Here is a 12,987-nt window from a genome sequence, read left to right on the forward strand (position 1 = left end):
TTTACGCTGATCGGTAACCATAACGGAGAGTAAACAGTAACGCGTGCTTTGGGTGTAAACATGTCTGCCGTGCGTCTTCTCGACGACCTCTCCCACGCCCCCCAGCAATCCGAGTGGCTGGACACGATCCTCAAGGGCGATTGCGTTGCTGCACTCGACCGGCTGCCGGAAAAATCCATCGACGTCATCTTCGCCGATCCGCCCTACAATCTGCAGCTCGACGGCGATCTGCACCGGCCCGACCAGTCCAAGGTCGATGCCGTCGACGATGACTGGGACCAGTTCGAGAGCTTCGAAGCCTATGACGCCTTCACCCGCGCCTGGCTTTTGGCCGCGCGCCGCGTGCTGAAACCGAATGGCACGATCTGGGTCATCGGCTCCTACCACAACATTTTCCGCGTCGGCGCCAAGATGCAGGATCTCGGCTTCTGGATCCTCAACGATGTCGTCTGGCGCAAGACCAATCCGATGCCGAATTTCCGCGGCCGCCGTTTCCAGAACGCGCATGAGACCATGATCTGGGCCTCGCGCGATCAGAAGGGCAAGGGCTACACTTTCAACTACGAAGCGATGAAGGCGTCGAACGACGACATCCAGATGCGTTCCGACTGGCTGTTTCCGATCTGCACCGGCGGCGAGCGGTTGAAGAACGACAATGGCGACAAATTGCATCCGACGCAGAAGCCGGAAGCGCTGCTCGCCCGCATCATGATGGCCTCGACCAAGCCCGGCGACATCGTGCTCGACCCGTTCTTCGGCTCCGGCACCACCGGCGCCGTCGCCAAGCGCCTTGGCCGCCACTTCGTCGGCATCGAGCGCGAGCAGGCCTATATCGACGCCGCCAATGAGCGCATCGACGCGGTGCGGCCGCTGGAAACCGCCGATCTCACTGTGCTTACCGGCAAACGCGCCGAGCCGCGCGTCGCCTTTGTCAGTCTCCTCGACACCGGGCTGATGCAGCCCGGCGCAACACTCTATGATTCCAAGAAGCGCTGGGCCGCCAAGGTGCGCGCTGACGGCACGGTGGCGATCGGCGACAGCGCCGGCTCGATCCACAAGATCGGCGCCGAAGTGCAGGGGCTGGACGCCTGCAACGGCTGGACCTTCTGGCACTATGAGCGCAGCGGAGGCCTGACCCCGATCGACGAACTGCGCCGCATCGCCAGGCTCGGCATGGAGCGGGCAGGGGCCTGATCGGCCCCGCCGCTACCGCCTCAGACTTTTATCCCAAAACGCTCAAGGTCCGCCTTGAGCGTTTTTGCGTCGGTGAACAGCACTGACTGCCAGCCGGCCGCTTTGGCGCCGTCGACATTCTTCTGGCTGTCGTCGATGAACAGTGTGGCGGAGGGCTCGAGATCGAAGGCGGCGACGTGATGGTCGTAGATGGCGCGGTCGGGCTTGATTTCACGGATGTCGGCCGACACGGTCACGCCGCGTGGGCGGCTGAGAAAGTCGAAGCGCCGCCTCGCCTCGGCAAGCGTGTCGGCGGCGAAATTGGTCAGCATTGTCACGTCGTGGCCGCTCTCGATCAGGCCGAGCATGATGGCGACGCTGTCTTCATAGGCATGCGGCACCATCTCGTGCCAGTGGCGGCGGAAATTGCGGATGTTTTCGGCATGATCGGGGTGTTCGGCGATCAACAGCGCTTCCGCCTCTTCCCATGTCCGGCCGCGGTCCTGCTCGATGTTCCAGTCATGCGTGCAGACATTGTCGAAGAACCACTTGCGCTCCTCGGCATCCGGGATCAGGCGGCTGAACGGAATGTTGGGATCGTAGTGGATCAGCACGCGGCCGATGTCGAACACGATATGGCGAATTTCAGTCATTTCTATTCCTTCAGTGCGGACGCTTTTCGGTGCATGTCGCCCAAAAGTGTGGGGCGGTTTTGGGGRAACGACATGCACAAACAAAGAAGCCAAAGCGCGTCGCGTACGATCGCGTCACGCGCGACGCGCTTTGGTCGCTCCCGGTATCGCCGCTTCGATTACCTTTTTCATGACGGTCGGCAGCGCTTCCCCGGAAATGTCATGGGCCAGCGACCAAAAATACCCTTCAGGAGCATCACTTCCGATGTGGGCGTGAAAAACTTCGAGCTCGAGCGCGAAATGGGTGAAGACATGCGCGATCTCACCGGCGCGCCGCCAGTCGGCAGGGAAGGGCGCCGCTTCCGCAGTCGTCGCGCCATCGATCCGCGCGGTCCAGCCGGTGGTCGGCACTTCGGTCATGCCGCCGAGCAGGCCTTTGTCCGGCCGCTTGCGCAACAGGATGGCGCCGTCGCCGCGTTCGGCGACGAAGGCGGCGCCGCGCCTCAGCGGCTTGTCGGCCTTCGGCAGGCGGACCGGAAAGCGTTCGGGGTCGCCGGAAAGGATGGCGCTGCAATCCTCGCGCACCGGGCACAGCATGCAGCGCGGCCGCTTGGGCGTGCAGATCGTGGCGCCCAGATCCATCATCGCCTGCGCGAAGTCGCCCGGCCTTGTCTGCGGAACCAGTTTTTCGACCAGCGCCCGGATTTCAGGCTTCGCCTCGCTGAGCGGCGTTGCGATCGAATAGAGCCGCGAGATGACGCGTTCGACATTGCCGTCGACGACCGCCGCCGGCCGGTCGAAGGCGATCGCCGCAATCGCCGCCGCCGTATAGGCGCCGATCCCCGGCAATTCCCGCAAACTCGCTTCGTTGTCGGGAAAGCGCCCGCCGCGTTGCGCAACAAGATCGGCGCAGGCCTTGAGATTGCGGGCGCGTGAATAATAGCCGAGCCCGGCCCAGGCCTTCATCACATCCTCGGTCGGTGCTGCGGCGAGCGCCTCGACATCAGGCCATTTTTCGACGAAAGCGCGAAAATAGGATTTTACCGCTTCGACCGTGGTCTGCTGCAGCATCACTTCCGACAGCCAGATGCGATAGGGATCCGCCCGTACGCCACCGGCGGCCGCGCGCGGCGCGATGCGCCACGGCAGCTCGCGATGGTGCGCGTCGTACCAGGCAAGCAGGCGGGTGCTAATGTCTCCGGATGCGGCCTTGCGGGTCTGTTCGTGCAGTGCCATTGATCGCGGGCTGGCTCTTGGCTGGTAAGGTCTGGGGCTGGTGGGCAGCGTGGCTGGAGAACGTACATGGCAGGGAGAACGCCTTACGGCAATCCCGTTCCGGTGAGCGATCTCGCCACCCAGATCCTCGATCCCGTGCTGCGCAAGCGGGCCGGCATTTCGATCGGGCTGGTGCAGTCGTGGGAAGAGATCGCCGGGCCCAGGCTGGCCGGCCATTCGCGCCCGGAAAAAATCCAGTGGCCGCGCCGCATGCATGAAGACGATCCGTTCGAACCGGCGACGCTGGTCATCGCCTGCGAAGGCATGGCGGCACTGCATCTGCAGCATGAGACCGGCGAAATCATCAACCGCGTCAACGCCTTCCTCGGCTTCAACGCGATCGGCCGCATCCGGATCGTGCAGAAGCCGGTGCTGTCGGAGAAAGCCCGGCCGAAACCCGCTCCTCGGCCGCTGACGGCTGTCGAAAAGGCCAAATTGTCCGATACTGTCGGCAAGATCGAGGATGAAGGCCTGCGCGCTTCACTCGAGCGGCTGGGCGCCACCATTCTCGGTGAGAGGAAGCGGCCAGGGTAATCAGCCGGTCATGAACCCGTCGCCAATCTCGCGCATTCGTGATGATGCATGTAGAGTTAGGCGATTGGAATGGGGACGGCGATGCCTTAATTCCCGCCAACTCTCGCCTTTTCTAGCCTTTGCATTGCAAAATCCAACCATAGTCAGGTGATTCGCATGAACCGTAGCTTGTCCCGCAGAAACCTCCTGTCGTCGCTGGCAGCCATCCCGGCAGTGGCACTGCTCGCCGCATGCAGCGATTCCGGCGAGGACGCCAAGGCGGCGGACGTCAAGCCTGCAACGCCTGCCGTGCCTGCTGCGACGCCCGCCACACCGGCCGCCGCCAAGGTTCCGGAGTCTTCCGGCGACGTCAACATGACGGAGCTGCTGAAGCCCGGCGCTCTGCCCGACAAGCAGCTCGGCAAGGACGACGCCAAGGTTACCATCGTCGAATATGCCTCGATGACCTGCCCGCATTGCGCGCATTTCGCCGCGACAACCTTCCCTGAGTTGAAGACCAAGTACATCGACACCGGCAAGGCCCGCTACATCCTGCGCGAATTCCCGTTCGATCCGAGCGCCGAAGCCGGTTTCATGCTGGCGCGCTGTTCAAAGGACAATTATTTCCCGATGGTCGACGTGCTGTTCAAGCAGCAGGCCAACTGGGTCGGCGTCAACAATACCAAGGATGCCTTGCTGCAGATATCCAAGCTCGCCGGTTTTACACAGGAGTCCTTCGAGGCCTGCTTGACGGACCAGAAACTTCTGGACGATGTGAGATCGGTCCAGAAGCGCGGCGCCGATGAATTCAAGGTCGACTCGACGCCGACCTTCTTCATCAACGGAAAGACCTACAAAGGTGCGATGTCGATTGAGGAAATATCGGCCATCATCGACCCTCTGCTCTGACGTCCAGGCGGCGCCGGAGCGACTGCGCTTTGGCGACTGCGCACCTCTGCGACCTGTAGGCAGGCGCGAATGAAGTTTTCGCGCCTCCGCCTCCTCGGTTTCAAATCCTTCGTCGAACCCGGCGAGTTCGTCATCGAACGCGGCCTGACCGGTATTGTCGGGCCGAACGGTTGCGGCAAGTCGAACCTTGTCGAGGCAATGCGCTGGGTGATGGGCGAAAGCTCGTACAAGAACATGCGCGCGTCCGGTATGGACGACGTGATCTTTTCCGGTTCGGGAACGCGCCCGGCACGCAACACCGCCGAAGTGACGCTGTTCCTCGACAACAGCGACCGCACCGCACCCGCCGCCTTCAACGACGCCGATGAATTGCAGGTGTCGCGCCGCATCGAGCGCGAAGCCGGTTCGCTCTACCGCATCAACGGCAAGGAAGCCCGCGCCAAGGACGTGCAGCTTCTGTTTGCCGACCAGTCAACCGGCGCGCGCTCGCCCTCCATGGTCGGCCAGGGCCGCATCGGCGAGCTGATCCAGGCCAAGCCCCAGGCGCGCCGCGCGCTGCTCGAAGAGGCCGCCGGCATTTCCGGCCTGCACACACGCCGGCACGAGGCCGAGCTTCGGCTGAAGGCGGCCGAGCAGAACCTCGAGCGGCTGGACGACGTCGTCGGCGAGTTGGAAAGCCAGATCGAAAGCCTGAAGCGCCAGGCCCGCCAGGCCTCCCGCTTCAAGAACCTGTCAGCCGACATCCGCAAGGCGGAAGCCACGCTGCTGCATCTGCGCTGGACGCTGGCCAAGACCCAGGAAGGCGAGGCGCGCTCGGCACTTGCCGTTGCCACCGCTCTGGTCGGCGACCGCGCCTCGGCGCAGATGGCCGCCGCCCGCGAGCAAGGCATCGCCGCGCACCGGCTGCCGGATCTGCGTGACGCAGAGGCCGCGGCGGCCGCTGCCTTCCAGCGCCTGTCGATCGCCAAGTCGCAGATCGAGGAGGAGGCAGGCCGCATCCGCGCCCGCCAGGCCGAGCTCGAACGCCGCCTGCAGCAGCTCGACGGCGACATCGCCCGCGAGGAGCGCATGGTGCGCGACAACGCGGATATTCTCGAGCGCCTGCGCGAGGAAGAGGCGACCCTCAATTCCGAAAATGCCGGGGCCGCCGAACGCGAAGCCACCACGCGCGCCGCTTTCGAGCAGGCCGGCGCCACACTTGCCCAGAGTGAAGCAAAACTCGCCGCGCTGACCGCTGAACGGGCTGAGGCCGCCGCCTCGCGCAACCAGATCGAGCGCACGCTGCGCGAAACCGCCGAACGCCGCGACCGTTTTGCCCGCCAGCTGGCCGATGTAGACCGCGAACTTTCCGAGATCCTGTCGAAGGTCGCCGGCTTGCCGGACCCCGCGGAGAAGCGTGCCTTGGTCGAGGATGCGCTCGCCCGACTGGAGGAGGCCGAAGCCAACGCCATTGCTGCCGAACAGGCGGTTGCCGAAGCGCGCGCCACGGAGAGTGCGGCCCGTCCGCCGCTGCAGGACGCCCGCTCAGAACTCGCCGGCATCGAGACCGAAGCGCGCACGCTGGCCAAGATTCTCAACGCCGCCAGCGGCGATCTTTTCCCCTCCGTACTGGAACAGCTCAGCGTCGAGCGCGGCTATGAAACGGCCCTTGGCGCTGCATTGGGCGAAGATCTCGACGTGCCGCTCGACCGCAGCGCGCCGGTTCATTGGGGCGAAAGCCAGGTTCAGCCCGGCGATGCGGCTTTGCCGGAAGGCATCAAGAGCCTCGCCAGCGTGGTCGGCGCGCCTTCGCAGCTTGCCCGCCGGCTGGCGCAGATCGGCATCGTCGATGCCGCCGATGGCCGCCGCCTGCAGGCGCTGCTAGCGCCCGGCCAGCGGCTGGTCAGCCGCGATGGCGCGCTCTGGCGCTGGGACGGCTTGACGGCTAGTGCTGACGCACCGACGGCGGCCGCGCAGCGGCTGGCGCAGAAGAACCGGCTGGCCGAACTCGATGCCGAGGCGGTGCAGGCAACGCAGATCGTGCGCGAGGCGGAAGCCGCCCTTGCCCAGGCCGAACAGGCGCTGCGTGAGGCAAGCGAAGCCGAGCGCAACGCCCGCCAGGCCGGCCGCGATGCCCAGCACGGGCTGGACGCCGCCCGCAATGCGCTGGCGGAAGCCGAAAAGGCCGGCGGCGAGCTGGCGAGCCGCCGCGCCGCTCTGGATGAGGCTCGCGCGCGTATCGTCGACAGCCACGAAGAGACGGCCGCCGCCTTCGCCGAAGCAGAAATGCTGCTGCAGGACGCGCCCGATCTCGGCGACCTGCAATTGCAGCTTGAACAATCCGCCGCCAATGTCGGCAGGGACCGTGCAACACTCGCCGACGCGCGCGCCGTGCATGAGGGCCTGCGGCGCGAGGCCGAAGCGCGCACGCGCCGGCTCGACGCCATCGGCGCCGAGCGCAGCAGCTGGCTGCACCGGGCCGAAAACGCCTCGACCCAGATCGCCTCGCTTGGCGAGCGCAGGGCCGAAGCCGAAGCCGAGCGCGAAACGCTGGCCGACGCCCCCGACGAAATCGATGCCAGGCGGCGCGCGCTGCTGTCGCAGCTGACCGAAGCCGAAACCTTGCGCAAGGCGGCTGCCGACCGTCTGCAGGAGGCCGAGACCAAGCAGGCGGAACTGGACAAGGCCGCCACCGCGGCGATCCAGTCGCTGGCCGACTCCCGCGAAACCCGCGTCCGCGCCGAAGAGCGGCTGACTGCGGCCGATGAACGCCGGCTCGAGGTCGAGGCGCGCATCCAGGAGACGCTGAACACGCCGCCGCATCTGGTCATCCGCCACACCGGTCTGGAAGCCGACAGCCCGATGCCGGAAATGGCCGAAATCGAGCGTCAGCTCGACCGGCTGAAGGTCGAGCGCGAACGGTTGGGCGCCGTCAACCTTCGCGCCGAGGAAGAGCAAAAGGAACTGTCCGACCGGCTGGAGACCATTGTTTCCGAGCGCGAGGACATCATCGAGGCGATCCGCAAGCTGAGGCAAGCGATCCAGAGCCTCAACCGCGAGGGCCGCGAACGGCTGCTCGCTGCCTTCGATGTCGTCAACGGCCATTTCCAGCGGCTGTTCTCGCATCTGTTCGGCGGCGGCACGGCGGAACTGCAGCTGATCGAATCCGACGATCCGCTCGAAGCCGGGCTCGAAATCCTGGCGCGTCCGCCCGGCAAGAAGCCGCAGACCATGACGCTGCTCTCCGGCGGCGAGCAGGCGCTAACGGCGATGTCGCTGATCTTTGCCGTGTTCCTGACCAATCCGGCGCCGATCTGCGTGCTTGACGAAGTCGACGCGCCGCTCGACGATCACAATGTCGAGCGCTTCTGCAATCTCATGGACGAAATGGCCGCGACCACCGAGACGCGCTTCGTCATCATCACCCACAACCCGATCACCATGGCGCGCATGAACCGCCTGTTCGGCGTGACCATGGCCGAGCAGGGCGTCAGCCAACTGGTCTCGGTCGATCTGCAGGCCGCCGAAGCGATGCGCGAGGCGAGCTGAGACGATTTTCGCGGTTTGATCGCCAGCGGCTTTGAGGCTGGCCAAATCCCGCTACTTCTGAGCTCGGGCTTGCGTCCCAACGCATGACGCGTTCAGCGAGCAATCTCAATTAACGCGTCGCGAAATGCCGCCGGCGCCGGATTGAATGGTCTGCGCATTCAGGAACCGGCCGCTAAAACCCGTGCATTCCTGGTTTCGGCTCTGGTCGCTGATCATCTGGATTCCCGAAAACGAGCCGTTGCCCAGGGGTATCGCCGCCCACAGGCCGTTGCCCTGATAGCCGCTGCAGGCACCGGTCGAATCGCAAACCTGGTTTTGATACTGGAGCTGACCGCCCTGGCCGTAGCTGACGTAGAGACGGCTGATCTGGCCGGTGGCCGGCGAGTTGGTTTCGCTGTACCAGGTGCCGGCCATGGCCTGCACGAGTTGCGGATCCCTGCGGGCCGCCATATCGTTCAGGGCTTGGGTGGCGGCGGCATCGATCTGCCCCGATTGCTGATTGAGGCATACTGCATTCTGGGCTGCGGCCGGCGACGATATCGCTATGCCGCAGGCGGCCAACATCACCTTTGTGAAGCTCATTGTAGTATTTCCGCGCCCTTGCCGTTTCGTCGAACCCGTCGCCGGCGGCATTCGCCGCGCCCGTGCGCTGATGGCACATGGCGGCAGCGCAAAGCACCGGATGCCCCATAGGGAAGGATCGCCGACTGGCCGCGCGTCCACAACTAGCGAAACCGCTAGGTTCGGTCGGTTTTCACGCTTGCCGGCATGTCGCTGATCTTTGCCGTGTTCCTGACCAATCCGGCGCCGATCTGCGTGCTCGACGAAGTCGACGCGCCGCTCGACGATCACAATGTCGAGCGGTTCTGCAATCTCATGGACGAAATGGCCGCGACCACCGAGACGCGCTTCGTCATCATCACCCACAATCCGATCATCATGGCGCGCATGAACCGCCTGTTCGGCGTGACCATGGCCGAGGAAGGCGTCAGCCAGCTGGTCTCGGTCGATCTGCAGGCCGCCGAGGCGATGCGCGAGGCGAGCTGACGCGTCAGCTTGGCCAATGGCCTCGATCCCGGCTTTCGACTATAGCACCAATAGAATGCAGCCAATCGCCGCTGATGGCTGGCTTGGTCATGTGCCTGGAGAACGTTGTTGCCTGTACTCGTCACCGGAGCCGCGGGGTTCATCGGAAGCCATGTCTGCCATCACTTGCTGAACCGCGGCGAAGCCGTCGTCGGCGTCGACAATATGAACGACTATTACGACCTGGCGCTAAAAGAGGGTCGGCTCGCCCGCCTCACGCCGAACAAGGGCTTTTCCTTTCACCAGCTCGACATCGCCGAACCCGGCGCGCTGGCCGATGCGCTGGCCGGGCAAGGCATCGTCAAGGTCGTTCATCTGGCGGCACAGGCGGGCGTGCGCCATTCGCTGGACAATCCCCGGCTTTATGTCCGCTCTAATGTCGTCGGCCACCTCGAAGTGCTCGAATTCTGCCGCGCAACAGTCGGCTTCGAGCATCTGGTCTATGCCTCGTCGAGCTCAGTCTATGGCGGTAACCGCAAGGTGCCGTTTGCGGAGACCGATCAGGTCGACAGGCCGGTCTCGCTCTACGCCGCCACCAAGAAGGCGGACGAGCTGATGAGCCACACCTATGCCCATCTCTTCGGCCTGCCGCAGACCGGTCTGCGCTTTTTCACCGTCTACGGCCCGTGGGGCCGGCCCGACATGGCTTACTGGCTGTTCACCCAGGCGATGCTCGAGGGCAGGCCGATCCGGGTTTTCAACGATGGCGAGATGTGGCGCGACTTCACCTATGTCGACGATGTCGTGCGCGCCATTGTCGCCGTGCTCGACAAGCCGCCGGCGGACGTGCCGCCATGCCGGATCTACAATGTCGGCAACAACCGTCCGGAGCGGCTCGACGATTTCATCGCCACGCTGGAGCGCCTGCTCGGCGTCACCGCCATCCGCAACAGCGAGCCGATGCAGACCAGCGATGTCGAGCAGACCTATGCCGACATGACGGCGCTGGAGCGCGATTTCGGCTTCCGGCCCAGCGTTTCGATCGAGGACGGCTTGAAGAAATTCGTCGACTGGTACCGGTCGGAATGGATGGCAAAGTCGACAAAAAGCTGATTGCCGAAAATGGCGGGTCGCGGGAACAACAAGCTGCCCGCCGCCCATTCGGTGGGATTTTCGCGGCCGAAGGGATGGAAATTCAAGCGCAAGCTGCGAGACTAACGCTACGTCAAGGCGACAGCGCGGGAGGCTTGCGGTGGACCTGAACTACGATTTTGAGATGCAGTCGATCTTTCCGAAGGCCGTCTGGCTTGTCCCGGAATGCAAGGGGCTGCTCGACGGGCAGAGGATCGCCCACAATATCAAAGGCAACTACGTCACGGCCTTTGTCGATCCGGCAACCGCCGTTGCGCTCTGGCGTGAGAGCTCGGAACTGAGATCGATGATCATAAAGGCGGGCTGGAGCACACTGCCTTACGAAGGCGAAGCGGATGCAGGCAAGGCTCACTTTCTGATCACCAAATTGATGGAAATCCATGCCAAGGCCGCCAGTGGCGCTTATGGTGCGGAAGCCGTCCGTAACGCCGTGCATCACCTTCATCTCTTGCCAAGAAGCTGACCATGGGCGAGATTCTCGATGCGAACGGCAAGCCGACATGTTCGGATTTGACCCGGCAGAGAATGAGCAACGCCCGGCCGGCATCGAAATTCGACGTCAACAACGCGGTGATGGCAATGGTCTCCGACCCGAGAAATCGTCCCGCGCGCGAGACGACGACGATGCAAGCATCGCCAGCCAAACCGACTGAAGCGGGTCCCGGCCTGTTCGGCCGCGTCGCACGCATCTTTGGCCGCAAGACGAACTGATTGTCTTGTCGGATCAACGCGCAACTCGGGTCGCTTGAAAATGATGCGACGCGTGGCGCCCTCAACTCACTCATTGTCCAAGAAAGTTGCGCGAAACGAGTTCGTGTTTGTCTGCGTTCGGCAGACGCCCGTTTATCGGAGGCCAAAGAAGCTCAGTATCGCAATCACGATGACGACCGCTCCGACGAGCCAAATTATGTTGTTCACGATATCTCTCCCAAAAATGTGTTGCTGGGAGTGAACTCGTCAGAGCCTACTAATGTTCCCGCGTTTCCTGCGTCGAAACAAATGGCCGCCATCCCTTTCGTCGGATGTAAGACCAAGGTCCGAGCAGGGTATGACTGAAGTCCTGTCGTCAGAGCTATAGGTCGAAGGCGGGCAACCTATGCCCTCTCAATACATTCCAACCAGGCTGCCGAGTATGAGTCCCTTCATCGGCGGTCAATCGGGTGCCCGCCATTCCTAAGCGACAGCGGGCACCCGATTGTCGTGGGACCGCCAAGCGGCGTGACGTTTCAACAACGAGGCTGATAGTGACCTTTGTCCAGAGATCTGTGCGTGACCACGCAACCACCCGACCCGCAAATGACAACGACAGCAGTACCCCGGACGTTTCTTCGGTCCTTGACCTCATACCGGCGGCCGATGACAACACGGTCGCTGACCTTGTCAGGCGAACAGAGCGTCTGGGGATCGCCGTGCTTATCGCTATGGGGATTTTTCTGATCTTGGCGCCGGTGGTTTACGTTGCACTTTCCTACGGGATCTGAGACGGCCTGGTTGGTCCTCCCTCCCGGAAATCCTGAAAAGACGGATGTGAAGTCTTCCTCGCAAGACACATGCTTCACGCCACAGATGCGCGGAAGCAGCCGTCATTGATCGCGCCGCGTGACCCGACGACGCCGATCGGAACCAAAGGGATGGGACGCGGTTATCCCCGCGAAGGGATAATTACAGATGGATATATTGCAATGAAAACAATGATCGTGAGCGCTTTGGCGCTGTTCATAGCGATGCCGACGATAGCGTCGGCAGCCGAAGCTGACGTCATCATCACAACCCACGTCAAGATCATCAACGACCAGGGTCAACGTCTTCATCACCGTAAGCACGGCACGGTTGCCTTCTATGACCACGGCCGCAGACATCATCGCCCGGATACAGTGATCATCAACGACCAGGGTCAACGTCTTCATCACCGTAAGCACGGCACGGTTGCCTTCTATGACCACGGTCGCAGACATCATCGCCCGGACACCGTCATCGTCACCGGCTCGATCGAGCGTCGCCATCATCGGCATCATCATCCCGTCATCATCCAGGACGACAGCGACTACTGATCCTCTTCGCACGGCCCGGCTCTGTGGATGGAGTCGGGTCGCGTGGGGGCGGATAGAAGCTGACGGCAGCTATTCATCGACCCTGCAAATCACTGATTTCAAAAAGGCGTATGAATTGGCTGGGGCGCCAGGATTCGAACCTGGGAATGTCGGTACCAAAAACCGATGCCTTACCACTTGGCGACGCCCCAGCAGGCGGGCTTTGCCCGCTGCGCGCGGCCTTATAGGACGAGCCGCAAGAAAGCTCAATGCCGAGTTGGTCCCTGTGCAAAACTGATCCACCGCCAGCTGGCGGTGCGCGCTATTCGCCCCAGACCGCCAGCTCGTTGCCGGCCGGATCGGTGAAGTGGAACCGCCTGCCGCCTGGAAACGAGAAGATCGGCTTGACGATCGTGCCGCCGGCATTTTCGACAGCGTCGAGGGTTGCTTCCAGGTCTTGAGAATAAAGCACCGGTAGCGGTTTGGCCGGCGCCTCCGCGCCGTCGGCCTGAAAGCCGCCGTCGAGCCCTTCGCCAAAGGCCGAATAGGTCGGCCCGTAATCGGTGAACGACCATGAGAAGGCCGCGCTGTAGAAAGCCTTGACGCTGTCCAGCGTCCCGCCGGTCGCGGGCAATTCGAGATAGTCGAGTTTTCCGTTGAGTTTCATTACGCTACTCCCAACTTGTTCATGATATGTTCTATATCGCGGGCGGCTAGCCGGCAAGTCTTTTTGACGCAGCTTTTGCTTA

General features: G+C 63.1%; 12 protein-coding genes, 1 tRNA gene and 1 pseudogene. 9 read left to right on the plus strand and 5 right to left on the minus strand.

Features of this window, described 5'->3' with window-relative positions; translation table 11 throughout:
- The first annotated feature begins 60 nt into the window (after positions 1 to 60).
- Positions 61 to 1,194 carry a site-specific DNA-methyltransferase gene (locus AC1DYJ_RS17530; protein ID WP_142866729.1) on the plus strand — a complete coding sequence of 378 codons (1,134 nt, stop codon included), beginning with the start codon at positions 61 to 63 and terminating at the stop codon, positions 1,192 to 1,194.
- Positions 1,195 to 1,214: 20 nt separating this feature from the next.
- Here AC1DYJ_RS17530 and AC1DYJ_RS17535 read toward each other — a convergent pair whose 3' ends face one another.
- Together AC1DYJ_RS17535 and mutY are read right to left on the minus strand one after the other, a co-directional pair.
- On the minus strand, positions 1,215 to 1,826 hold the full coding sequence (locus tag AC1DYJ_RS17535) for an HAD family hydrolase (protein WP_477289342.1): 612 nt from the start codon (positions 1,824 to 1,826) through the stop codon (positions 1,215 to 1,217).
- A gap of 114 nt (positions 1,827 to 1,940) precedes the next feature.
- Positions 1,941 to 3,041, minus strand: a complete 1,101-nt coding sequence (gene mutY, locus AC1DYJ_RS17540) for an A/G-specific adenine glycosylase (protein ID WP_477289344.1) — start codon at positions 3,039 to 3,041, stop codon at positions 1,941 to 1,943.
- 66 nt (positions 3,042 to 3,107) lie between these two features.
- Between mutY and AC1DYJ_RS17545 the strand changes: the two genes are divergently transcribed.
- From AC1DYJ_RS17545 to smc, 3 genes are all read left to right on the plus strand, one after another.
- Positions 3,108 to 3,614 (plus strand): DUF721 domain-containing protein, encoded by a 507-nt coding sequence (locus AC1DYJ_RS17545; protein ID WP_477289346.1) that lies wholly within the window; start codon positions 3,108 to 3,110, stop codon positions 3,612 to 3,614.
- A 156-nt stretch (positions 3,615 to 3,770) separates the two neighbouring features.
- On the plus strand, positions 3,771 to 4,502 hold the full coding sequence (locus AC1DYJ_RS17550; RefSeq protein WP_477289348.1) for a DsbA family protein: 732 nt from the start codon (positions 3,771 to 3,773) through the stop codon (positions 4,500 to 4,502).
- Between the two features lie 69 nt (positions 4,503 to 4,571).
- Positions 4,572 to 8,030 (plus strand): chromosome segregation protein SMC, encoded by a 3,459-nt coding sequence (gene smc / locus AC1DYJ_RS17555; RefSeq protein ID WP_477289350.1) that lies wholly within the window; start codon positions 4,572 to 4,574, stop codon positions 8,028 to 8,030.
- Between the two features lie 105 nt (positions 8,031 to 8,135).
- Here the strand turns inward: smc and AC1DYJ_RS17560 are convergent, their stop codons facing one another.
- Positions 8,136 to 8,612 carry a hypothetical protein gene (locus AC1DYJ_RS17560; RefSeq protein WP_477289352.1) on the minus strand — a complete coding sequence of 159 codons (477 nt, stop codon included), beginning with the start codon at positions 8,610 to 8,612 and terminating at the stop codon, positions 8,136 to 8,138.
- Positions 8,613 to 8,789: 177 nt separating this feature from the next.
- Between AC1DYJ_RS17560 and AC1DYJ_RS17565 the strand changes: the two are divergent.
- The 5 genes and pseudogenes from AC1DYJ_RS17565 to AC1DYJ_RS17585 form a co-directional block, all read left to right on the plus strand.
- Positions 8,790 to 9,077: pseudogene (locus AC1DYJ_RS17565) on the plus strand (hypothetical protein); the annotation flags it as partial.
- Between the two features lie 108 nt (positions 9,078 to 9,185).
- The gene (locus tag AC1DYJ_RS17570; protein WP_477285565.1) at positions 9,186 to 10,169 is read left to right on the plus strand and encodes an NAD-dependent epimerase/dehydratase family protein; all 984 of its coding nucleotides are present in this window, start codon (positions 9,186 to 9,188) and stop codon (positions 10,167 to 10,169) included.
- Between the two features lie 139 nt (positions 10,170 to 10,308).
- Complete coding sequence (locus AC1DYJ_RS17575) at positions 10,309 to 10,671, plus strand: hypothetical protein (RefSeq protein WP_477285566.1); 363 nt, start codon at positions 10,309 to 10,311, stop codon at positions 10,669 to 10,671.
- A 2-nt stretch (positions 10,672 to 10,673) separates the two neighbouring features.
- Entirely contained in the window at positions 10,674 to 10,919 is a 246-nt protein-coding gene (locus tag AC1DYJ_RS17580) for a hypothetical protein (RefSeq protein ID WP_477285568.1), read from the plus strand.
- Positions 10,920 to 11,890: 971 nt separating this feature from the next.
- Complete coding sequence (locus AC1DYJ_RS17585) at positions 11,891 to 12,259, plus strand: hypothetical protein (RefSeq protein WP_477285570.1); 369 nt, start codon at positions 11,891 to 11,893, stop codon at positions 12,257 to 12,259.
- Positions 12,260 to 12,375: 116 nt separating this feature from the next.
- Here the strand turns inward: AC1DYJ_RS17585 and AC1DYJ_RS17590 are convergent.
- Positions 12,376 to 12,450, minus strand: a tRNA-Gln gene (locus AC1DYJ_RS17590).
- A gap of 110 nt (positions 12,451 to 12,560) precedes the next feature.
- Positions 12,561 to 12,905 carry a VOC family protein gene (locus tag AC1DYJ_RS17595; RefSeq protein ID WP_025583591.1) on the minus strand — a complete coding sequence of 115 codons (345 nt, stop codon included), beginning with the start codon at positions 12,903 to 12,905 and terminating at the stop codon, positions 12,561 to 12,563.
- Positions 12,906 to 12,987 lie beyond the last annotated feature (82 nt).

The organism is Mesorhizobium sp. P2_B11 (assembly GCF_056404855.1).